The following is a 22,914-nucleotide window of genomic DNA, read 5'->3' as shown; positions in this document are numbered from 1 at the left end:
CGTGCGGCGATCGGCGTGAGAAGCTAACGCGTATTACATGTTGGCAATAATGGCGTCGCCAAACTCTGAACACTTCAGCAGTTTCGCGCCTTCCATCAGACGCTCGAAGTCATAGGTCACGGTTTTGTTGGCGATCGCGCCTTCCATGCCTTTAACAATCAGGTCTGCCGCTTCGAACCACTGCATGTGACGCAGCATCATCTCGGCGGAGAGGATTACGGAGCCCGGGTTTACTTTGTCCTGGCCTGCATATTTTGGCGCGGTGCCGTGGGTCGCTTCGAACAGCGCGCACTCGTCGCCGATGTTCGCGCCCGGCGCGATACCGATGCCGCCAACCTGCGCCGCCAGGGCGTCAGAGATGTAGTCGCCGTTCAGGTTCATACAGGCGATAACGTCGTATTCAGCCGGACGCAGCAGGATCTGCTGCAGGAACGCATCGGCAATTACATCTTTAACGATGATATCTTTGCCGGTGTTCGGGTTTTTGATCTTCATCCACGGGCCGCCGTCCAGCAGCTCAGCGCCAAACTCTTCTTTCGCCAGCTGGTAGCCCCAGTCTTTGAACGCGCCTTCGGTGAACTTCATGATGTTGCCTTTGTGCACCAGCGTCAGAGAATCGCGGTCGTTGGTGATCGCATACTCAATCGCTGCGCGCACCAGACGTTTGGTGCCCTCTTCCGAACACGGCTTCACGCCGATGCCGCAATCCTGCGGGAAGCGGATTTTCTTCACGCCCATTTCGTCGCGCAGGAATTTGATCACCTTGTCTGCTTCCGCTGAACCGGCTTTCCATTCGATACCTGCATAGATGTCTTCCGAGTTTTCACGGAAGATCACCATGTCGGTATCTTCAGGACGTTTGACCGGGCTCGGCGTGCCGGTGTAGTAGCGCACCGGACGCAGGCAGACGTAAAGGTCCAGCTCCTGACGCAGCGCCACGTTCAGAGAACGGATGCCGCCGCCAACGGGCGTGGTCAGCGGGCCTTTGATGGCGACGCGGTACTCTTTGATCAGGTCGAGGGTTTCCTGCGGCAGCCAGACGTCCTGGCCGTAAAGTTCGACAGATTTCTCGCCGGTGTAAATCTCCATCCAGGAGATTTTGCGCTCGCCGTTATAGGCTTTTTGCACCGCGGCGTCGACCACCTTCAGCATAACCGGAGAAACGTCTACGCCAATGCCATCACCCTCGATGTAAGGAATGATCGGGTTAGTCGGGACAGTGAGCTTGCCCTGATCCAGGGTGATTTTTTGACCTTCCGCCGGAACAACTACTTTGCTTTCCATTAACCTCTCCTGGGCATTTTGTTAATAAATTGTAAGATGTGACGCCATGATACTTGAATATTTACGCCGCGCCAATCGCCGCTGTTTCACGTTATAATGCGCCGATTGTCACCGACTGCAAATCTCATGCGAAAAAGTTCTCAGCAAATTCACCAGCATAAACGCGCTGACCGCACGCCACGCGGCGCTCAGCGTAAACCGCCACGCGCGCGCGGGCCGCGGCGCGTCATATTATTTAACAAACCATTCGATGTTCTGCCACAGTTTAGCGATGAAGCCGGACGCCAGACGCTGAAAGATTTTATCCCGGTGGGCGACGTCTATGCCGCTGGCCGCCTCGATCGCGACAGCGAAGGATTGATGGTGCTGACCAACGACGGCGCGCTACAGGCGGCGCTGACGCAGCCCGGCAAGCGCACCGGCAAGATCTACTATGTGCAGATTGAGGGCGAGCCGCAGGAGGCGGATCTGGCGGCGCTGCGTCATGGCGTTAATCTGAAAGATGGCCCGACGCTGCCCGCCGGCGTCGAAAAGGTCGCCGAGCCGGCGTGGCTGTGGCCGCGCCAGCCGCCGATCCGCGAGCGCAAGGCGATACCCACCAGCTGGCTGAAGGTGACGCTCTACGAGGGGCGTAACCGTCAGGTGCGCCGCATGACGGCGCATATCGGCCATCCGACGCTGCGTCTGATCCGCTACGCCATGGGCGACTACCGGCTCGACGCCCTGGCGCCGGGCGAGTGGCGCGACATCACCGAATCGACGTAAGAAACGCCGCGCTTTTTCAATAACGTCAGGTTAACAATCCCGGAGGATCGATGTTTAAACCTCATGTCACCGTCGCCTGTATTGTGCAGGCCGAAGGCGAACTGTTAGTGGTGGAAGAGCGCGTCAACGGTCGCGCCACCTGGAATCAGCCCGCCGGTCATCTGGAAGCGGATGAAACGCTGCTGGAAGCGGCGCGCCGCGAGCTGCGCGAAGAGACCGGCATCGACTGCCCACTCAGCTATTTTCTCGGTGTGCAGCAGTGGATCGCGCCGGACAATACGCCTTTCGTGCGCTTTCTGTTTGGCGTCGACCTGGCGGAGAAGCGTGCGACTGCGCCGCAGGACAGCGATATCGACTGCTGCTGGTGGCGCACCCCTGAGCAGATTATCGCCGCCGATTGCCTGCGTTCGCCGCTGGTCGCCGAAAGCGTGCGGCTGTGGCAACAGGGCGCGCGCTACCCGCTGCATCTGATCGCGCCGTTTCAGTGGCCGTTTCACGAGGGTGCGCGCCACGCCGACGCGTGATAGAATGCGCCGCCTGTTTTTTTATCGTAATCAAGAGTGCGTCATGTCTGACAACAGCCAGAAAAAAGTGATCGTCGGTATGTCCGGCGGCGTCGATTCTTCCGTATCCGCCTGGTTACTGCAGCAGCAGGGCTATCAGGTAGAAGGCCTGTTCATGAAGAACTGGGAGGAAGACGACGGCGAGGAGTATTGTACCGCCGCGGACGATCTGGCGGATGCGCAGGCGGTGTGCGACAAGCTCGGCATTAAACTGCATAAAATCAACTTTGCGGCAGAGTACTGGGACAACGTCTTCGAGCATTTCCTTGAAGAGTACAAAGCGGGCCGCACGCCCAATCCCGATATTCTCTGCAACAAAGAGATCAAATTCAAAGCCTTCCTGGAGTTCGCAGCGGAAGATCTTGGCGCCGACTATATCGCCACCGGCCACTACGTGCGCCGCGCGGACGTCGACGGCAAAAGCCAGCTGCTGCGCGGCCTCGACGGCAACAAAGATCAGAGCTACTTCCTCTACACGCTGAGCCACGAGCAGATCGCCCAGAGCCTGTTCCCGGTCGGCGAGCTGGAGAAACCGGAGGTGCGCCGCATCGCCGAACAGCTCGACCTCATCACCGCGAAGAAAAAAGACTCTACCGGCATCTGCTTTATCGGCGAGCGCAAATTCCGCGACTTCCTCGGCCGCTATCTGCCGGCGCAGCCGGGCGCGATTGAAACCGTGGACGGCCAGGTGGTCGGCGAGCATCAGGGGTTGATGTACCATACGCTGGGTCAGCGCAAAGGCCTCGGCATCGGCGGCCTGAAAGAGAGCAACGACGATCCCTGGTACGTGGTGGACAAAGACGTGGCGCGCAATCGCCTGATCGTGGCGCAGGGCGGCGACCATCCGCGCCTGATGTCGGTGGGCCTGATCGCCCAGCAGCTGCACTGGGTCGATCGCCAGCCGATCGCCACCCCGCTGCGCTGCACGGTAAAAACGCGCTATCGCCAGACGGATATTCCCTGCGAAATCGTGCCGCGCGGCGACGATCGCATCGAGGTGCGCTTTGACGCGCCGGTCGCGGCGGTGACGCCAGGCCAGTCCGCCGTGTTCTATCTCGGCGAGGTGTGCCTCGGCGGCGGCATTATCGAAGAACGCCTGCCGCTGATCGCAGAGTAAGTCGGCCTGGCTGACGCGTAGACAGGAGTAACCGTGGCTAAAAATTATTACGACATCACGCTGGCGCTGGCGGGCATTTGCCAGGCGGCGCATCTGGTCCAGCAGCTGGCGCATCAGGGCCAGTGCCAGCCGGAAGCGCTCAACGTCTCGCTGCGCAGCGTGATCGATCTCAACCCCGGCTCGACGCTGGCGGTGTTCGGCAACGATGAAGCCAACCTGCGCCTCGGCCTGGAGACGCTGATGGCGGTGCTCAACAGCAGCAGCCGTCAGGGCGCGGGCGCGGAGCTGACGCGCTATACGCTGAGCATGATGGTGCTGGAGCGCAAGCTGAGCGGCAATAAAAGCGCGCTGGCCACGCTGGCGCAGCGCATCGGCCAGCTCGATCGCCAGCTGGCGCACTATGAACTCGGCTCGGAAACCATTACCAGCGCCATGGCCGGCATCTACGTTGACGTCATCAGCCCGCTCGGTCCGCGCATTCAGGTGACCGGCTCGCCCACCGTGCTGCAAAATCCGCTGCTGCAGAGCCGGGTGCGCGCCACGCTGCTGGCGGGCATCCGTGCCGCCGTGCTGTGGCAGCAGGTCGGCGGCGGCCGTTTTCAGCTGATGCTGTCGCGCCAGCGCCTGCTGCGCGAAGCGAAAACCATTTTATCCCGGCTCTCTCCGGCTTATTAAGCCGTTGAGCCTATACTGTTAAACGATTCAGGAGTTGCACTGATGGAATTATCCTCTCTGACCGCCGTCTCACCTGTCGATGGTCGTTACGGCGATAAAGTCAGCCCGCTGCGCGCGATTTTCAGCGAATTTGGTTTGCTGAAGTTCCGCGTCGAGGTTGAAGTACGCTGGTTACAAAAACTGGCGGCCACCGCAGAGATCAAGGAAGTTCCTGCATTTGACGCCGACGCAAACGCTTTCCTTGACGCAATCGTCGCTAATTTCACCGAAGCGGACGCGGCGCGTATCAAAACCATCGAGCGCACCACCAACCACGACGTGAAAGCGGTCGAATATTTCCTGAAAGAGAAAGTGGAAAGCGTCCCGGCGCTGCACGCGGTGTCGGAATTCATCCACTTCGCCTGCACCTCTGAAGATATCAACAACCTGTCGCACGCGCTGATGCTGGAAAGCGCGCGCCGCGATGTGATCCTGCCCTACTGGCAGCAGATCATCGACGCGGTGAAGCGCCTGGCGCATGAATACCGCGATATCCCGCTGCTGTCGCGCACCCACGGTCAGCCGGCCACGCCGTCCACCATGGGCAAAGAGATGGCGAACGTCGCCTACCGCATGGAGCGTCAGCAGCGCCAGCTGAGTAAGATTGAGATCCTCGGCAAGATCAACGGCGCGGTGGGCAACTACAACGCCCACATCGCCGCCTATCCGGAAGTGGACTGGCACCAGCTGAGCGAGCAGTTCGTCACCTCGCTGGGCGTGACCTGGAACCCCTACACCACGCAGATCGAGCCGCATGACTATATTGCCGAGCTGTTTGACTGCATGGCGCGCTTCAACACCATCCTGATCGACTTCGATCGCGATATCTGGGGCTACGTCGCGCTCAACCACTTCAAACAGAAAACCATCGCCGGTGAAATTGGCTCGTCCACCATGCCGCACAAGGTTAACCCGATCGACTTCGAAAACTCCGAAGGCAACCTGGGTCTGGCGAATGCGGTGATGCAGCATCTGGCGAGCAAGCTGCCGGTGTCGCGCTGGCAGCGCGATCTCACCGACTCCACGGTGCTGCGCAACCTCGGCGTCGGCGTCGGCTACGCGCTTATCGCCTATCAGGCGACGCTGAAAGGCATTTCCAAGCTGGAAGTGAACCGCGATCGTCTGCTGGACGAGCTGGATCACAACTGGGAAGTGCTGGCCGAGCCGATTCAGACCGTGATGCGCCGTTACGGCATTGAAAAGCCGTATGAGAAGCTGAAAGAGCTGACGCGCGGCAAACGCGTCGACGCCGCGGGTATGCAGACCTTTATCGACAGCCTGGCGCTGCCGGAAGAGGAAAAAGCGCGCCTGAAGCAGATGACGCCGGCGAACTATCTCGGCCGCGCCATCCAGATGGTCGACGATCTGAAATAAGCGCAAGCGCAGGCGGGGCGCGCCTCGCCTGCGTTAAGCTGTTGTTTAAATGTTTTTGCGTATACTTTATCTTTACTTCAATGCTCTGAGAGTAAGGACAAGCCATGCGTGTTTTGGTTGTGGAAGATAATGCTCTGCTGCGCCATCATCTTGCGGTTCAGCTGCGCGAGATGGGTCATCAGGTCGATGCCGCAGAGGACGCAAAGGAAGCCGACTACTTTTTGCAGGAGCATCTGCCCGATATTGCGCTGGTCGATCTCGGCCTGCCGGATGAAGATGGCATGTCGCTGATCCGCCGCTGGCGCGGCCAGTCGGTGCGTCAGCCGATTCTGGTGCTGACCGCGCGCGAAGGCTGGCAGGCCAAAGTTGAAGCGCTGGAAGCGGGCGCCGACGACTACGTCACCAAACCCTTTCATATTGAAGAAGTGGCCGCACGCCTGCAGGCGCTGATGCGTCGCAACAGCGGACACGCCTCGCAAATTATCGACATGGCGCCGTTTCAGGTCGATCTCTCGCGCCGCGAGCTGACTATCCATGACCAGCCGGTCAAGCTGACCGCCTTTGAGTACACCATTGTCGAAACGCTGATCCGCAACGCCGGTAAAGTGGTGAGCAAAGACTCCCTGATGCTGCAGCTCTATCCCGACGCCGAACTGCGCGAAAGCCATACCATCGACGTACTGATGGGACGACTGCGTAAAAAGATCCAGGCGCTGCATGCAGATGAGGTGATCACTACCGTACGCGGTCAGGGATACCGCTTCGATCTCTGATGCGCTGGTTTCAACGCTACCGTCCCCTGTCGCTGCGCGCCCGCTTTTTGCTGGCGTGCTCGGCCATTGTGCTGTTTCTCTCGCTCTCCTACGGCATGGTGGCCGTTATCGGCTACGTGGTCAGCTTCGATAAAAACACCTACCGCGTGATGCGCGGCGAAAGCAATCTCTTCTTTACGCTGGCGCAGTGGCAAAATAATCGGCTCACCATCGCGCAGCCGGAGCGTATGACGCTTAACTTCCCCACGCTGGTGTTTATCTATGACGAACAGGGCAAGCTGCTGTGGCAGCAGCGCGACGTGCCGGAAATCCGCGCGAAAATCAGGCACGAGTGGCTGCTGAAGCCCGACTTTTATGAAATCGACACCAGCAATCGCACCAGCGCCGCGGCGATCGGCAACGATCTGTCGGCGCAAAGGCGGCTGCACGCGATCGATAACGACAGCAACGACACCTTTACCCACTCCGTCGCCGTCAACCGCTACGACGCCACCACCAATCTGCCGGCGCTGACCATTGTGGTGGTGGACTCTATTCCGCAGGAGCTGCAGCATTCGGACGTGGTCTGGTCCTGGTTCAGCTATGTGCTGGCCGCCAACCTGATTCTGGTGATCCCGCTGCTGTGGCTGGCGGCGCACTGGAGCCTGCGTCCGATTGGTCACCTGGCGACGCAGATACGCGAGCTGGAGACCAGCCAGCGTGAGAACCTCGACGATTCGCCGCCGCAGGAGCTGCGCAGCCTGGTGCGCAACCTCAATCTGCTGTTAAGCAACGAGCGCCAGCGCTATACGCGCTACCGCACCACCCTTTCCGACCTGACGCACAGCCTGAAGACGCCGCTGGCGGTGCTGCAAAGCACGCTGCGCTCGCTGCGCAACGGCAAGGATCTCACCATCGAACAGGCCGAGCCGGTGATGCTGGAGCAGATCAGCCGTATTTCGCAGCAGATCGGCTACTATCTGCACCGCGCCAGCATGCAGGCGGATCACAACCCGCTGCTGCGCGACCTGCATCCGGTCTCGCCGCTGCTCGACAGCCTCTGCTCGGCGCTTAACAAGGTTTATCAGCACAAAGGCGTGGAGATCACCCTCGATGTCTCGCCGGAGGTGACCTTTATCGGCGATAAAAACGACTTTATGGAGGTGCTGGGCAACGTGCTGGATAACGCCTGCAAATACTGCCTGGAGTTTATCGAGGTGAGCGCGCGCCAGACCGAGGATGCGCTGCACCTGTTTATCGACGACGACGGCCCCGGCATCCCGGAAAGCAAACGCGATCTGGTTTTCGTGCGCGGCCAGCGCGCCGACACCCTGCGCCCTGGCCAGGGGCTGGGGCTGGCGGTGGTGGTAGATATTCTGGAGCAGTATGAGGGCCAGGTGATTGCCACATCCAGCCCGCTGGGCGGCGCGCGTATGGAGGTCATCTTCCGCCGTCAGGAAGTTGAACATCGCCGCGAGTAGAAAGGCGTGCGGGCTGTTATACTTGCCTGCATTTACAGCCCTGTGTGGAATGACTCATGGATTATCAGCTCGACCTCAACTGGCCCGACTTTATTCAGCGCTACTGGCAAAAACGCCCGGTGCTGCTCAAGCGCGGCTTCAAAAACTTTATCGATCCTATCTCTCCTGACGAGCTGGCCGGCCTGGCGATGGAAAACGAGGTGGACAGCCGCCTGGTGAGCCATAACGACGGTAAATGGCAGGTGAGCCACGGGCCTTTCGAGAGCTACGATCATCTCGGCGAGAACAACTGGTCGCTGCTGGTGCAGGCGGTGAACCACTGGCATGAGCCTTCTGCGGCGCTGATGCGTCCGTTCCGCTTTTTACCGGACTGGCGCATCGACGATCTGATGATCTCGTTCGCCGTGCCGGGCGGCGGCGTTGGCCCGCACTTCGATCAGTATGACGTGTTTATCATTCAGGGCACCGGCCGTCGCCGCTGGCGCGTCGGCGAGAAAGTGCCGATGAAGCAGCACTGCCCGCACCCCGATCTGCTGCAGGTCGAGCCGTTCGACGCCATCATCGATGAAGAGATGGAGCCAGGCGACATTCTCTATATTCCGCCGGGATTCCCGCACGAGGGCTATTCGCTCGAGAACGCCATCAACTACTCTGTTGGCTTCCGCGCGCCGAGCGGCCGCGAGCTGATCAGCGGCTTCGCTGACTACGTGCTGGCGCGCGAGCTGGGCAGCTACCGCTACAGCGATCCCGAGGTGCCGGCGCGCGACTGTCCGTCGCAGATCCTGCCACAGGAGATCGAGGGCATTCGCAAGGTGATGCTCGACGTGATTGACCAGCCGGAGCATTTCGCCAACTGGTTCGGGGAATTTATCTCTCAGTCGCGCCACGAGCTGGACGTCGCCCCGCCGGAGCCGCCCTATCAGCCGGATGAGATTTACGATGCGCTGCAGCAGGGCGACACGCTGTCGCGCCTTGGCGGCCTGCGCGTGCTGACCATTGGCGAGGCGGTGTTCGTTAACGGCGAGCGCGTCGAGTGTTCACAGCCGGAGGTGCTGACGGCGCTGGCGCACCGCCATACGCTGAGCCTGGAAGATTTCGGCGAGGCGCTGGACGACCCGTCGCTGCTGGCGCAGCTCGCCGCGCTGGTAAACGCCGGATACTGGTACTTTGGCGACGCCGAGTAACCGAGAGCAAAACGCTCCCTGGCGGGAGCGTTAAAGTCTGTAACCGGGTGCCAGCGCAGGTGGCACCACCTGCTTTCTACCTTATGGCATCGTCTGTAAATTCTGGGTTCGACGCCTGCTTTACCCCTTTTTCTCCGCCGCCAGCGCCGCCAGCCGTACGATCACCTCCACCGACTGCGCCATAATATTAAGCGAGGCGAACTCGTGCTTGCCGTGGTAGTTATAGCCGCCGGTAAAGATATTCGGGCACGGCAATCCTTTCCACGACAGCGCCGAACCGTCGGTGCCGCCGCGAATCGGCTTCACCTTCGGCTCGATGCCGCAGTCGCGCATCGCCTGCAGCGCCAGCTCAATGATATGCGGATGCGGCTCGACCTTCTCGCGCATATTGCGATAGCTGTTGCTGATCTCCACTGTCACGGAACAGTCTTTATGCAGCCCGGCGTTAAGGCGTTCGGCAATCGCCGTCAGCACCTGCTTGCGCTGCTCGAACGCCTCGGTGTCGAAGTCGCGGATAATGTACTGCAGCTCGGCGTGCTCAACCGTGCCCTTCATCTGATGCAGATGGTAAAAACCTTCATAGCCGTCGGTAAACTGCGGACGCTCTTGCGATGGCACCTCGGCATGAAACGCCGTCGCCACATCCAGCGCGTTCACCATTACCCCTTTCGCCGAGCCTGGGTGCACGTTATTGCCGACCACCTTCACCACCGCTGACGCCGCGTTGAAGTTCTCATACTCAAACTCGCCCAGATCGCTGCCGTCGATAGTGTAGGCCCAGTCGGCGGCGAAGCCCTCAACGTCGAAATGGGAGGTGCCGCGGCCGATCTCTTCGTCTGGAGTAAAGGCGACGCGGATCGCGCCGTGGGGAATATCCCCTTCCGCCAGACGCGCCATCGCCGTCATGATCTCGGCAATGCCCGCTTTATCGTCGGCGCCGAGCAGCGTTTTGCCGTCGGTGGTGATCAAGGTATGGCCGATCAGCTTATGCAGGATCGGGAACATCACCGGCGACAACACCTCTTCGCCGGTGCCGAGCGCGATGTCGCCGCCGCGATAGTTCTCAATGATCTGCGGATTGACGTTTTTCGCCGTAAAATCGGGCGAGGTGTCCATATGCGAGATAAAGCCGATCACCGGCGTCGGCCAGTCAACGTTGGCGGGCAGCGTGCCCATCACGCAGCAGTGATCGCTGAGCGACACGTCGACAAAACCGAGCGCAATCAACTCTTCCTGCAGCTTGCGCGCCAGCGTCCACTGCCCTTCGCTGCTCGGCACCTGACGCGCCTGCGGTTTTGCCTGCGTCTCTACCGCCACGTAACTTAGAAACCGTTCAAGTAACTGATCCATATGCCATCCTTCAAAAGAAGCCGACTATCATTATCAACAGCCGCGTCCGACGCGTGTTGCGTCATATCATTATCTGACAGGTTAACCTGCGCTGCGCGTTTGCAGAAGGAACTTTTAACATAGTTGTTAACATCTGTGGTCAGGATCGGGCATCCGCGTCTGATTGCCTCTTTTCACCGCCAAAACATGGCATTGCCCTATTTTTCAGGTATCATCGCGCCCTCTCGCTGGCTGGCCGACGCAAACGGCTATGCTGTAATTTGTTCGACCTCATTACCGACTGAGTGACTAAAATGACGCAAACACGCGCGCAGCAGGCGCTGGTTACGCTTTCTGGCATCAGTAAAGCTTTCGACGGCAAGTCCATCATCAGCGACTTCAACCTGACTATCGATCACGGGGAATTTATTACCCTGCTCGGCCCGTCGGGCTGCGGCAAAACCACCATTCTGCGCCTGATCGCCGGGCTGGAAGAGGTCGACAGCGGCCGCGTGAAGCTGGATGACCACGACATCACCGACACGCCCGCCGAACATCGCCACGTCAACACGGTATTTCAGAGCTACGCGCTTTTCCCGCATATGTCGGTGTTTGAAAACGTCGCCTTCGGCCTGCGCATGCAGAAAACCCCGAACGCCGAAATCGCCGCGCGCGTCAGCGAGGCGCTGGCGATGGTGCAGCTGGAGAGCTTCGCCGACCGCCGCCCGCATCAGCTCTCCGGCGGTCAGCAGCAGCGCGTCGCCATCGCGCGCGCGGTGGTGAACCGACCCAAAGTGCTGCTGCTCGACGAGTCGCTCTCCGCGCTGGACTACAAGCTGCGCAAGCAGATGCAGAACGAGCTGAAGGCGCTGCAGCGCAAGCTCGGCATCACCTTTGTCTTCGTCACGCACGATCAGGAAGAGGCGCTGACCATGTCGGACCGCATTGTGGTGATGCGCGACGGCAAGATCGAGCAGGACGGCACGCCGCGCGAAATCTACGAAGAGCCGAAGAACCTGTTCGTGGCGCGCTTTATCGGCGAGATCAACGTCTTTGACGCCGACGTGCTCGATGCCAGCGCCGCGCCGCGCGTGCGCGCCCGCGTCGAGGGCCGCGAATGCGACATTCACTGCGCCTTCCCGGTCAGCGTCGGCGATCGCCTGCACGTGCTGCTGCGCCCGGAAGATCTGCGCGTCGACGAGGTGCACAGTGACCAGCCGATTGAAGGCCTGATCGGCTACGTGCGCGAGCGCAACTACAAAGGGATGACGCTGGAGTCCACCGTCGAGCTGGAGAACGGCAAGCTGGTGACGGTCAGCGAATTCTTTAACGAGGACGATCCCGACTTCGATCACTCCCTTAATCAAAAAATGGTGGTGAACTGGGTTCCCAGCTGGGAGGTGGTGCTGCCCTATGAAGCTGATGCGTAACCGTTTCCAGAAAAGCGTCACGGCGCTGATCGTCGGCTGGCTGGCGCTGTTCGTGCTGCTGCCGAACCTGATGATCTTCGTCACCAGCTTTCTGACGCGCGACGACGCGCACTTCGTGCGGATGGCGTTCACCCTCAGCAACTATACGCGGCTGCTCGATCCGCTCTACGGCGAGGTGCTGCTGCACTCGCTCAATATGGCAGCGATCGCCACGCTCTGCTGTCTGCTGCTGGGCTATCCCTTCGCCTGGTGCCTGACGAAGCTGCCGGCGCGGCTGCGCCCGCTGCTGTTGTTTCTGCTGATCGTTCCCTTCTGGACCAACTCGCTGATCCGCATCTACGGGCTGAAAATCTTTCTCAGCACGCGCGGCTGGCTGAATGATTTTCTGCTGTGGCTGGGAGTGATTGAGACGCCCTTCCGCATTATGTATACGTCGCAGGCGGTGATCCTCGGCCTGATCTACATTCTGCTGCCCTTTATGGTGCTGCCCCTCTACTCCAGCCTGGAGAAGCTGGATCGCGCCTGTCTCGAAGCGGCGCGCGACCTCGGCGCCAGCAAAACGCAGACCTTTTTCCGCATCATTCTGCCGCTGACCATGCCGGGCATCGTCGCGGGCTGTTTGCTGGTGCTGATCCCGGCGATGGGGCTGTTCTACGTGGCGGATCTGATGGGTGGTGCGAAGAACCTGCTGATCGGCAACGTTATCAAGAGTCAGTTCCTCAATATCCGCGACTGGCCGTTCGGCGCGGCGACCAGCATCGTGATGACGCTGCTGATGGGCCTGATGCTGCTGTTTTACTGGCGCGCCGCGCGCCTGCTGAATAAAAAGGTGGAGCTGGAATGATTGCGCGCCTGCTACGCGGCGGCTTTATGGCCGTGATTTACGCCTGGTTTTATATCCCTATCGCGATCCTGATCGTTAACTCATTCAACGCCTCGCGCTTCGGCATCAACTGGCAGGGTTTCAGCACCCAGTGGTACAGCCTGCTGATGAATAACGACAGCCTGATCCAGGCGGCGCAGCACTCGCTGCTGATGGGCGTGCTCTCCGCCAGCTGCGCCACGCTGATCGGCTCGCTCACCGCCGTGGCGCTCTACCGCTACCGCTTTCGCGGTAAGCCCTTCGTTAGCGGCATGCTGTTCGTGGTGATGATGTCGCCGGATATCGTGATGGCGATCTCCCTGCTGGTGCTGTTTATGCTGCTGGGCATTTCGCTCGGCTTCTGGTCGCTGCTCTTTTCCCATATCACCTTCTGCCTGCCGTTTGTGGTGATCACCGTCTATTCGCGGCTGAAGGGCTTCGACGTGCGTATGCTGGAGGCGGCGAAGGATCTGGGCGCCAGCGAAACCACCATTCTGCGTAAAATCATTCTGCCGCTGGCGATGCCGGCGGTGGCGGCGGGCTGGTTGCTGAGCTTTACCCTGTCGATGGACGACGTGGTGGTCTCCTCCTTTGTGACCGGGCCGACCTTTGAGATCCTGCCGCTGAAGATCTATTCGATGGTGAAGGTCGGCGTCTCGCCGGAGGTGAATGCGCTGGCGACCATTTTGCTGCTGCTGTCGCTGCTGTTGGTCGGCGTCAGCCAGCTGTTGCTCCGTGATAAAACCAAATAGAGGATTGATGATGAAAAAATGGTCTCACTGGCTGGCGGCTGGGGCGCTGGCGCTGGGCATGCAGGGCGCGCAGGCTGATGACAGCAGCACGCTCTACTTCTACAACTGGACCGAATATGTGCCGCCGGGGCTGCTGGAGCAGTTCACCAAAGAGACCGGCATTAAGGTGATCTACTCTACCTACGAGTCCAACGAGAGCATGTACGCCAAGCTGAAGACCTGGAAAGATGGCGCCTACGATCTGGTAGTGCCCTCGACCTACTTCGTGGCGAAGATGCGCAATGAGGGCATGCTGCAGAAGATCGACAAGGCGCAGCTGAGCAACTTCAAAAACCTCGATCCCAATCTGCTCAACAAGCCGTTCGATCCCAACAACGACTATTCGATCCCCTATATCTGGGGCGCGACGGCGATCGGCGTCAATACCGATGCGGTGGACGCGAAGTCGGTGCAGAGCTGGGCGGATCTGTGGAAGCCGGAGTACAAGCAGAGCCTGCTGCTGACCGACGACGCGCGCGAGGTGTTCCAGATGGCGCTGCGCAAGCTGGGCCTCTCTGGCAATACCCGCGATCCCAAAGAGATCAACGCCGCCTATGAAGAGCTGAAGAAGCTGATGCCGAACGTGCTCGCCTTTAACTCCGACAACCCCGGCAACCCCTATATGGAAGGGGAAGTGAATCTCGGCATGATCTGGAACGGTTCCGCCTATGTGGCGCGTCAGGCGGGCACGCCGCTGGAGGTGGTATGGCCGAAAGAGGGCGGGATTTTCTGGATGGATAACCTGGCGATCCCGGCCAACGCCAAAAACAAGGCGGGCGCGCTGAAGCTGATCAACTTCCTGCTGCGTCCCGACGTGGCGGCGAAAGTGGCGGAAACCATCGGCTACCCAACGCCAAACCTCGCCGCCAAAGCACTGCTGCCGAAGGCGGTGGCGAACGATCCGTCGCTCTATCCGTCAGCGGAGGTGATTAAGAACGGCGAATGGCAGAACGACGTCGGCGACGCCAGCGTGCAGTATGAGACGCTGTTCCAGAAGCTTAAGGCGGGTCGGTAACAAAAAGGCTGGGAGCAGGACTTGTCGTCTAACAGCCACGCCAGAGTTTAACAGCGGGTGACAGGGACCGAGGAGCAAAGCGTCCCGCGACAAGGATGTCGCGGGCCGAGCTGGCAGGGATGCCGCCTTTTGCGTCTTTGCGATCGGTCCCTGCCACCTGCGGTGAGCACCTGTTCCACCGCAACTTTTAATCGCGCTTACTTATACAAACTGCGTAAAAATCCATCCACAAACTGCGGCACTTCCTCGCTCGCCAGCCCGTAGTGACGTTCGGCAAACTCGTTGCCCACCTGGCTCGGCTCCAGATTCAGCTCCACGGTATGCGCGCCCTGCAGCTTCGCCTCATGCACAAAACCGGCCGCCGGATAAACATGCCCTGAAGTGCCGATGGCGATAAACAGATCCGCCTGCTCCAGCGCATGATAAATCTCCTCCATGCCGATGGGCATCTCCCCAAACCACACCACATGCGGGCGCAGCGGCGCAGGAAACTGACAGCAGGTGCAGCGATCCTCGGTGGTGAGATCCTCGTGCCACGCAATCACCTGTCCGCTGCTGGTGCAGCGCGCCTTCAGCAGCTCGCCGTGCATATGCAGCACGCGGCTGTTGCCCGCGCGCTCGTGCAGATTGTCGATATTCTGCGTTACCAGCAAAAAGTTGTCGCCCAGCACCTGCTCCAGCTCCGCCAGCGCCTTGTGCGCGGCATTAGGCTGAATATCGCCCGACTGCAGCGTCCGGCGGCGCGCGTTGTAAAAACGCTGCACCAGCTCGGGATCGCGACGATAGCCCTCCGGCGTCGCCACATCCTCCACGCGGTGCTCCTCCCACAGCCCGTCAGCGGCGCGGAAGGTCTGAATGCCTGACTCGGCTGAAATGCCCGCGCCGGTCAGCACCACCACAAACGGCTGCGGATGGGCCGCCAGCTCAACCTGACGATCGCGCTCAAAAATACGCTGGCGAAAGCGCTGATGCACCTTGCGGCGGGTCTTCTTATAGCGGGCGAGTCGCAAGCGTCGACGCGGTGTACGCATAAAAACTCCTTGTGGGCGACGTTCGGGTCGCCGCCTGAAAATCTCAAGTGTAGCGGCCGCGTATGACAGCGCGATGCCGCCCGGTTACTGCCCGCTCAGCACGCGCGCCGGATCGATGCGACTGGCGCGACGCGCCGGATACCAGCTTGCCAGCAGGCTCAGCACGATGGCGGTCAGCAAAACAGAGCCGACATCCAGCCAGTGCAGCTCCGAGGGCAGAAAATCGATAAAATAGATATCGCCCGCCAGCAAATGATGCCCGGTCAGCGATTCCAGCCCGCGCACCAGCGTGGTGAGATTGAGCGCCACCAGCACGCCAATCACCACGCCGCTGACGCTGCCTAATAGCCCCGCCAGCAGGCCGTACCAGATAAAAATCGCGCGGATCAGCCCGTCTTTCGCGCCAAGCGTGCGCAGCACCGCGATGTCGCTGCTCTTATCCTTCACCGCCATCACCAGCGTCGAAACGATATTGAAACAGGCTACGCCAATTACCAGCACCATCGCCAGATACATAATGGCGCGGATCATCTGAATATCGCGATACATATAGCCGAAGGTGCCAATCCAGCTGCGAATATAGACGTAGCCGTGCGTCGCCTCGCCCGCGTCGCGCACCAGCTTCACCGCCTGAAAGGGATCCTTCATCTTCAGAGCAATGCCCGTGACACTGTCACCCATATCGAGGTAGTTTTGCGCGTCCGCCAGCGGCACCAGCGCCAGACTGTGGTCCAGCATGCCGCTCAGCTGCAAAATGCCGCTCACCTGCAGGCGAATGCGCTTCGGCTGCAGCAGCTTCGTGCCGCCGTCGTTGTTGGGGATCAGGATGGTAATCCAGCTGCCCTGCTTCACGTTCAGCGTGCGGGCAATGCCGCCGCCTAAAATAATCTGCTGCTTGCCGGCGGCGAAGGTTTTCCAGCCGTCGCCCTCAACGAACTGCGGCAGCGCGCTCAGGCGCGGCTCCTGCGCCGGGTCGACGCCCTTCACCTGCAGCGCCTGCAGCTTCGCACCGCTCTCGATCAACCCGGTAAAATTAACGTAGGGCGCGGCGGCGGCGATGCCGGGCACCTGCTCAACCGGCGCAATTAGCGACTGCCAGTTGCGGAACGGCTGATTCACCGCCTCGATTTCGCCGTGCGGCACCACCGCCAGAATGCGGTTATTCAGCTCGCGCTCGAAGCCGTTCATGGCGCTCAGGCCGATAATCAGCACCGCCACGCCCAGCGCGATGCCGAGCGTGGAGATAATGGAAATCAGCGACACCATGCCACCGCCGCGACGGCCGCGGCTGAAACGCAGCCCTAACAACAGGGATAACGACGAACCCATTACAGCGCTCCTGCTAAGGTCACCTGCTCGCTTAACTGCCCGTCGCGCATCTCCATCTGACGCGACAGCCGCTTCGCCAGATGCAGATCGTGCGTCACCACCAGAAAGGCGGTGCCCTGACGGACGTTCAGCTCGCCCAGCAGTTCGAAAATGGCATCGGCGTTGCGCGCGTCGAGGTTGCCGGTCGGCTCATCCGCCATCACCAGACGCGGACGGTTCACCAGCGCGCGCGCGATAGAGACGCGCTGACGCTCGCCGCCCGACAGCTCCGAAGGACGATGATGCGCGCGCTTCTCCAGCCCGACCGCTGCCAGCATTTCGCGCGCGCGCTGCTGCGCTTCCGCCTTGCCAACCTTGCCGATCAGCAGCGGCATCGCCACGTTTTCCAGCGCGTTAAAGTCAGGCAGCAGATGGTGGAACTGGTAGATAAAGCCCAGCTCGCGGTTGCGCAGCGCCGCTTTGGCTGACGACGACATGGCGTTCAGCGACTGACCGTCAAACACCACATCGCCGGAGGTCGGCGCGTCCAGACCGCCCAGCAGATGCAACAGCGTACTTTTGCCGGAGCCGGAGCTGCCGACAATCGCCATCAGCTCGCCGGGCTGCAGGCTAAAGGTGACGTCGCGCAGCACGTCCGTCTGCACGCTGCCTTCCTGATAGCGTTTGCACAGCGCGCGGCACTGCAACAAAGGGGTGTTACTCATAACGTAAAGCCTCAGCGGGTTGAACGGCGGCGGCGCGCCAGGAGGGATAGAGCGTCGACAGCAGCGCGACCACCATCGCCGTCACGGCGATGGTCACCACCTGCCAGACATTGATGTCGACCGGCAGCGCCGCGCCGTCTAAAAACAGGCCGATCACCGGCATCAGATTATTGAGCTGGCTGGCGAGCAGCACGCCGAGCAGCGTGCCGAGCAGCGCGCCGATAATGCCGGCGCTGGCGCCCTGCACCATAAAGACCGCGACAATCTGACGGCGCGTCAGCCCCTGGGTTTGCAGGATCGCCACTTCGCCCTGCTTCTCCATAATCAGCAGGCCGAGCGAGGTAATGATATTAAAGGCGGCGACGGCGACGATCAGGCTGAGCAGCAGCCCCATCATATTTTTCTCCATGCGCACCGCCTGGAAAAGATCGCCTTTGCGCTCGCGCCAGTCTTTCCACACCAGCCCGTCCGGCAGCGACTGCTGGCTGAGTGCATCCACCGCCAGCGGCTTATCCAGCCACAGGCGCCAGCCGGTCACGTTGCCCGCCGGATACCGCATCAGGCGCGAGGCGTCCTGCTGATTAACCAGGATCTGATAGCGATCCACCTCGCTGTTGGCGGCATAGGTGCCTGCCACGGTAAAGAGCCGCTGGCTCGGCACGCGCCCCATCGGAGTAAACTGGCTGACCGACGGCACCATCAGGCGCAGCTCGTCGCCGCGCTTGACGCCAAGCTGCGTCGCCAGCTGTTCGCCGAGGATGACATTGTACTGGCCCGACTGCAGCACGCTTTGCGGCGTGTTGACCAGATAAGGCGTGAGGGGATCCTTCTCATCGGGCTGAATGCCAAGCATGACGCCAACCGAGACGTTGTGCGCGCTTTGCAGCACCACGTCGGCGGTGGTAAGTGGCGCCATGCGGCTGACGCCCGCCAGCTTAAGGCTGTCGGCGGGCTGCTGCTGCGGGTTAATGCTGCCCTTCTCACTGGTGACCAGCGCCTGCGGCATCAGCCCAAGAATGTTGCCCTCCAGCTCGCGCTCAAAGCCGTTCATCACCGAGAGAACGGTGACCAGGGCCAGCACGCCAAGCGTGATGCCGATAGTGGAGAGCCAGGAAACGAAGCGACCAAAGCGATCCGATGCTCGCCCGCGCATATAGCGCAGGCCGATAAATAGCGCGACAGGTTGATACATGTATTCCGTCTTGGCAGTAGCCTGAAAGTAGAGCAGTGATGATAAAGGAGGCGTCCTGTTTATGAAACCTCTAACCCTCTGAGTACGCGGCAAAGTATGGCCGATTTTTGTTAAAAAGCGTGCTAACGGACTGCTCTGTACGCTTAGTCGCCAGCCGACCGGGTAGGCTACACTATTAACTGGAGCCGATATCCCGCTCCTCAGGCGCTGGAGTAAACACCATGTTCAGATATCCCAAAGGCAGTATTGTGAAGCACAAATCGGGAGAGATTAAAGGCGAAGTTGTTAACGTTTTTGAACAGGGAGACGCGCCCACCGGTTACTACGTCAAGTGGGACGACGGCAACCACAGCTACCATCTGGAAACAGAGTTGAGCTGGGCGAATGTCGATCGTCCGCGCATGCATTATACCCAACCATCCGCTAAATAACCCGGCCACCGCGCAAAGGAAAAACCGTCGCAGCAGGTGATCGCCAGGGCGTAATGTGGAATCATGACGCCCTGGAAAAAATGGAGAGAAGCACAAGATCCCATGTCCGAACAGACCCGCTATGCCCTGCCCGTAAAACCCGGCGATCGTCGCCAGCTCGGCCAGCTGATCGGCGCCGCGCACGCGGTGGAATGCGCCAGCATCACCGAGCGCCACGCCGGTCCGGTGCTGATGGTGACCCCTGATATGCAAACCGCGCTGCGTTTGCTGGATGAAATCCGTCAGTTTACCGATCTGCCCGTCAGCCATCTCGCCGACTGGGAAACGCTGCCCTACGACAGCTTCTCGCCCCATCAGGACATTATTTCGGCGCGTCTGTCGACGCTGTACCAGCTGCCGACCATGACGCGCGGCATGCTGATTATGCCGGTCAACACCCTGATGCAGCGCGTCTGTCCGCATCCCTATCTGCACGGCCACGCGCTGGTGATGAAGCAGGGACAGAAGCTGTCGCGCGATCGCCTGCGCGATCAGCTGGAACAGGCGGGCTATCGCCACGTCGACCAGGTGATGGAGCATGGCGAATACGCCACGCGCGGCGCGCTGCTCGATCTCTTTCCGATGGGCAGCGAGCAGCCCTACCGCATCGACTTTTTCGACGACGAAATCGACAGCCTGCGGCTGTTCGACGTTGACAGCCAGCGCACGCTGGAAGCGGTGCCGGCCATCAATCTGCTGCCGGCCCATGAGTTCCCTACCGACAAAGCGGCAATCGAGCTGTTCCGCACCCGCTGGCGCGAGCTGTTCGACGTGCGCCGCGAGCCGGAGCATATCTATCAGCAGGTGAGCAAAGGCACGCTGCCCGCCGGGATCGAATACTGGCAGCCGCTCTTTTTCGAGCAGGATCTGCCGACGCTGTTCAGCTACCTGCCCGACAATACCCTGATTGTGAACTGCGGCGATCTCAGCGGCGGCGCAGAGCGTTTCTGGCAGGACGTGGAGGCGCGCTATGAGAACCGCCGCGTCGACCCGATGCGTCCGCTGCTGACGCCGACCACGCTGTGGCTGCGCCCCGACGCGCTGCTGAGCGAGCTGAACCAGTGGCCGCGCGTGCAGATGAGCAACGAGGCGCTGCCGGAAAAAGCGGCCAACACCAATCTTGGCTATCAGCCGCTGCCGGATATCGCCGTGCAGGGGCAGGCCAAAGCGCCGCTCGATCCGCTGCGCCAGTTCCTCGACGGCTTCAGCGGCCAGGTCACCTTCTCGGTAGAGAGCGAAGGCCGGCGCGAGAGCCTGCAGGAGCTGCTGGCGCGCATCAAGCTGCGTCCGCAGACGGTGCGCCGCTTCGATGAAGCGGAGAGTGAACGCTTTACGCTGATGATTGGCGCCAGCGAGCGCGGCTTTGTCGATACGCTGCGCGACCGCGCGCTGATTTGCGAAAGCGATCTGCTGGGCGAACGCGTCAGCCGTCGCCGCCAGGATACGCGCCGCACCATCAACCCCGACATTCTGATCCGCAACCTGGCAGAGCTGACGCCCGGTCAGCCGGTGGTGCATCTGGAACACGGCGTCGGCCGCTATATCGGCCTGACCACGCTGGAAGCGGGCGGCATCATGGCGGAGTATCTGATGCTCTCCTACGCCAACGACGCCAAACTCTACGTGCCGGTGTCGTCGCTGCACCTGATTAGCCGCTACGCCGGCGGCGCGGATGAAAACGCGCCGCTGCACAAGCTGGGCAGCGACGCCTGGACGCGCGCGCGTCAGAAAGCGGCGGAAAAAGTGCGCGACGTCGCCGCCGAGCTGCTGGATATCTACGCTCAGCGCGCGGCCAAAGCGGGCTATGCCTTTAAGCATGACCGCGAACAGTATCAGCTGTTCTGCGAGAGCTTCCCGTTCGAAACCACGCCGGATCAGGCGCAGGCGATCAACGCGGTGCTGAGCGACATGTGCCAGCCGCTGGCGATGGATCGTCTGGTGTGCGGCGACGTCGGCTTCGGCAAAACCGAAGTGGCGATGCGCGCGGCGTTCCTCGCGGTAGAGAACCACAAGCAAGTAGCGGTGCTGGTGCCGACCACGCTGCTGGCGCAGCAGCACTACGACAACTTCCGCGATCGCTTCGCCAACTGGCCGGTGCGTATCGAGATGCTGTCTCGCTTCCGCAGCGCCAAAGAGCAGACGCAGGTGCTGCAGGCGGCGAGCGAGGGCAAGATCGATATCCTGATCGGCACCCACAAGCTGCTGATGAGCGATCTGAAGTGGCACGATTTAGGGCTGCTGATCGTCGATGAAGAGCACCGCTTCGGCGTGCGCCATAAAGAGCGCATCAAGGCGATGCGCGCCGACGTTGATATCCTGACGCTGACCGCCACGCCGATCCCGCGCACCCTGAATATGGCGATGAGCGGCATGCGCGACCTGTCGATTATCGCCACGCCGCCCGCGCGTCGTCTGGCGGTAAAGACCTTTGTGCGCGAGTACGACAGTCTGGTGGTGCGCGAGGCGATCCTGCGCGAAGTGCTGCGCGGCGGCCAGGTCTACTACCTCTATAACGACGTCGAGAATATCGAGAAAGCGGCGCAGCGGCTGGAAGAGCTGGTGCCGGAAGCGCGCATCGCCATCGGCCACGGCCAGATGCGCGAGCGCGATCTCGAGCGGGTGATGAACGACTTCCACCACCAGCGTTTCAACGTGCTGGTCTGCACCACCATCATCGAGACCGGCATCGACATCCCGACTGCGAATACCATTATCATCGAGCGCGCCGACCACTTCGGTCTGGCGCAGCTGCACCAGCTGCGCGGTCGCGTCGGGCGTTCGCATCATCAGGCCTACGCCTGGCTGCTGACGCCGCATCCCAAGGCGATGACCAGCGACGCGCAGAAGCGTCTGGAGGCGATCGCCTCGCTGGAAGATCTTGGCGCAGGCTTCGCGCTGGCGACGCACGATCTGGAGATACGCGGCGCGGGCGAGCTGCTCGGCGAGGAGCAGAGCGGCCAGATGGAGACGCTGGGCTTCTCGCTCTATATGGAGCTGCTGGAAAACGCGGTGGATGCGCTGAAGGCGGGCCGCGAGCCGTCGCTGGAAGATCTCACCAGCAATCAGACCGAGATCGAGCTGCGTATGCCCGCGCTGCTGCCGGAGGAGTTTATCCCTGACGTCAATACGCGCCTGTCGCTCTATAAGCGCATCGCCAGCGCCGACAGCGAGGAGGAGCTACAGGAGCTGAAGGTGGAGATGATCGACCGCTTCGGCGTCTTGCCAGACGCGGCGCGCAATCTACTGGATATCGCCACCCTGCGGCTGGTGGCGCGCAGTCTCGGCATCCGTAAGATCGAGGTCAGCGATAAAGGTGGCTTCTTTGATTTCGCGCCGCAGAACAGCGTCGATCCCAGCTGGCTGATTAGCCTGCTGCAGAAGGATCCGCAGCAGTGGAAGCTCGACGGCCCGACCCGTTTGCGCTTTACGCGCGATCTGGCGGAGCGCAAGCTGCGAATGGAGTGGGTGCAGAGCTTTATGGCGCAGCTGCGCGAAAACCGCATTTAGTGTGGTGGTCACGTCTCCCG

Annotated in this window: 20 protein-coding genes; 14 read left to right on the top strand and 6 right to left on the bottom strand. The window is 60.8% G+C overall.

The window, feature by feature from the left end:
* Positions 1-33 precede the first annotated feature (33 nt).
* Complete coding sequence (icd, locus tag B2J69_RS18315; RefSeq protein ID WP_081141064.1) at positions 34-1,284, bottom strand: NADP-dependent isocitrate dehydrogenase; 1,251 nt, start codon at positions 1,282-1,284, stop codon at positions 34-36.
* A 96-nt stretch (positions 1,285-1,380) separates the two neighbouring features.
* Here icd and rluE point away from each other — a divergent pair, with 96 nt between their 5' ends.
* The 8 genes from rluE to B2J69_RS18275 all read left to right on the top strand — a co-directional run bounded on the left by rluE (position 1,381) and on the right by B2J69_RS18275 (position 9,234).
* Positions 1,381-2,049 carry a 23S rRNA pseudouridine(2457) synthase RluE gene (gene rluE / locus B2J69_RS18310; RefSeq protein WP_081141063.1) on the top strand — a complete coding sequence of 223 codons (669 nt, stop codon included), beginning with the start codon at positions 1,381-1,383 and terminating at the stop codon, positions 2,047-2,049.
* Positions 2,050-2,099: 50 nt separating this feature from the next.
* Entirely contained in the window at positions 2,100-2,573 is a 474-nt protein-coding gene (locus B2J69_RS18305) for an NUDIX domain-containing protein (protein ID WP_081141062.1), read from the top strand.
* 43 nt (positions 2,574-2,616) lie between these two features.
* Positions 2,617-3,729: a tRNA 2-thiouridine(34) synthase MnmA gene (mnmA, locus tag B2J69_RS18300; RefSeq protein WP_081141158.1), complete on the top strand. Its 1,113-nt coding sequence runs from the start codon at positions 2,617-2,619 to the stop codon at positions 3,727-3,729.
* 33 nt (positions 3,730-3,762) lie between these two features.
* Entirely contained in the window at positions 3,763-4,404 is a 642-nt protein-coding gene (gene hflD, locus B2J69_RS18295) for a high frequency lysogenization protein HflD (protein ID WP_081141061.1), read from the top strand.
* Positions 4,405-4,446: 42 nt separating this feature from the next.
* Positions 4,447-5,817 carry an adenylosuccinate lyase gene (gene purB / locus B2J69_RS18290; RefSeq protein ID WP_081141060.1) on the top strand — a complete coding sequence of 457 codons (1,371 nt, stop codon included), beginning with the start codon at positions 4,447-4,449 and terminating at the stop codon, positions 5,815-5,817.
* 104 nt (positions 5,818-5,921) lie between these two features.
* Positions 5,922-6,590 carry a two-component system response regulator PhoP gene (gene phoP, locus B2J69_RS18285; protein WP_033747880.1) on the top strand — a complete coding sequence of 223 codons (669 nt, stop codon included), beginning with the start codon at positions 5,922-5,924 and terminating at the stop codon, positions 6,588-6,590.
* Entirely contained in the window at positions 6,590-8,050 is a 1,461-nt protein-coding gene (gene phoQ / locus B2J69_RS18280; RefSeq protein ID WP_081141059.1) for a two-component system sensor histidine kinase PhoQ, read from the top strand. The genes phoP and phoQ overlap by 1 nt, the downstream gene beginning before the upstream one ends.
* Positions 8,051-8,106: 56 nt before the next feature.
* Positions 8,107-9,234, top strand: a complete 1,128-nt coding sequence (locus tag B2J69_RS18275; protein WP_081141058.1) for a ribosomal protein uL16 3-hydroxylase — start codon at positions 8,107-8,109, stop codon at positions 9,232-9,234.
* 120 nt (positions 9,235-9,354) lie between these two features.
* On the opposite strand, the gene pepT is transcribed toward B2J69_RS18275, so the two are convergent.
* Positions 9,355-10,584, bottom strand: coding sequence for a peptidase T (gene pepT / locus B2J69_RS18270; RefSeq protein ID WP_081141057.1), 1,230 nt, complete (start codon positions 10,582-10,584; stop codon positions 9,355-9,357).
* Between the two features lie 293 nt (positions 10,585-10,877).
* On the opposite strand from pepT, the gene potA reads away from it, so the two are divergent.
* Genes potA through potD form a run of 4 tightly spaced genes read left to right on the top strand, consistent with a single transcriptional unit; the run spans position 10,878 to position 14,661 of the window.
* The gene (potA, locus tag B2J69_RS18265; RefSeq protein ID WP_081141056.1) at positions 10,878-11,993 is read left to right on the top strand and encodes a spermidine/putrescine ABC transporter ATP-binding protein PotA; all 1,116 of its coding nucleotides are present in this window, start codon (positions 10,878-10,880) and stop codon (positions 11,991-11,993) included.
* Positions 11,977-12,837 (top strand): spermidine/putrescine ABC transporter permease PotB, encoded by an 861-nt coding sequence (potB, locus tag B2J69_RS18260; protein ID WP_081141055.1) that lies wholly within the window; start codon positions 11,977-11,979, stop codon positions 12,835-12,837. The genes potA and potB overlap by 17 nt, the downstream gene beginning before the upstream one ends.
* Positions 12,834-13,607: a spermidine/putrescine ABC transporter permease PotC gene (potC, locus tag B2J69_RS18255; protein WP_081141054.1), complete on the top strand. Its 774-nt coding sequence runs from the start codon at positions 12,834-12,836 to the stop codon at positions 13,605-13,607. The genes potB and potC overlap by 4 nt, the downstream gene beginning before the upstream one ends.
* 10 nt (positions 13,608-13,617) lie before the next feature.
* Positions 13,618-14,661, top strand: a complete 1,044-nt coding sequence (potD, locus tag B2J69_RS18250) for a spermidine/putrescine ABC transporter substrate-binding protein PotD (RefSeq protein ID WP_081141053.1) — start codon at positions 13,618-13,620, stop codon at positions 14,659-14,661.
* A gap of 197 nt (positions 14,662-14,858) precedes the next feature.
* Here potD and cobB read toward each other — a convergent pair whose 3' ends face one another.
* The 4 genes from cobB to lolC form a co-directional block, all read right to left on the bottom strand.
* The gene (gene cobB, locus B2J69_RS18245; RefSeq protein WP_081141052.1) at positions 14,859-15,692 is read right to left on the bottom strand and encodes a Sir2 family NAD+-dependent deacetylase; all 834 of its coding nucleotides are present in this window, start codon (positions 15,690-15,692) and stop codon (positions 14,859-14,861) included.
* Positions 15,693-15,776: 84 nt separating this feature from the next.
* Positions 15,777-17,021: a lipoprotein-releasing ABC transporter permease subunit LolE gene (gene lolE / locus B2J69_RS18240; protein ID WP_081141051.1), complete on the bottom strand. Its 1,245-nt coding sequence runs from the start codon at positions 17,019-17,021 to the stop codon at positions 15,777-15,779.
* Positions 17,021-17,725 carry a lipoprotein-releasing ABC transporter ATP-binding protein LolD gene (gene lolD / locus B2J69_RS18235; protein ID WP_081141050.1) on the bottom strand — a complete coding sequence of 235 codons (705 nt, stop codon included), beginning with the start codon at positions 17,723-17,725 and terminating at the stop codon, positions 17,021-17,023. The genes lolE and lolD overlap by 1 nt, the downstream gene beginning before the upstream one ends.
* Positions 17,718-18,917 (bottom strand): lipoprotein-releasing ABC transporter permease subunit LolC, encoded by a 1,200-nt coding sequence (gene lolC, locus B2J69_RS18230; protein WP_081141049.1) that lies wholly within the window; start codon positions 18,915-18,917, stop codon positions 17,718-17,720. Before lolC ends, lolD begins: the two co-directional genes overlap by 8 nt.
* A gap of 221 nt (positions 18,918-19,138) precedes the next feature.
* Between lolC and B2J69_RS18225 the strand changes: the two genes are divergently transcribed.
* Positions 19,139-19,348: a hypothetical protein gene (locus B2J69_RS18225; RefSeq protein ID WP_081141048.1), complete on the top strand. Its 210-nt coding sequence runs from the start codon at positions 19,139-19,141 to the stop codon at positions 19,346-19,348.
* Between the two features lie 102 nt (positions 19,349-19,450).
* Complete coding sequence (gene mfd / locus B2J69_RS18220; RefSeq protein ID WP_081141047.1) at positions 19,451-22,894, top strand: transcription-repair coupling factor; 3,444 nt, start codon at positions 19,451-19,453, stop codon at positions 22,892-22,894.
* Positions 22,895-22,914: the final 20 nt, after the last annotated feature.

Origin of the sequence: Pantoea latae (genome assembly GCF_002077695.1) — a bacterium.
Lineage (GTDB): Bacteria > Pseudomonadota > Gammaproteobacteria > Enterobacterales > Enterobacteriaceae > Pantoea > Pantoea latae.
The sequence above is the reverse complement of the archived record's forward strand: the minus strand, read 5'-3'. Positions and strand labels throughout refer to the sequence as shown.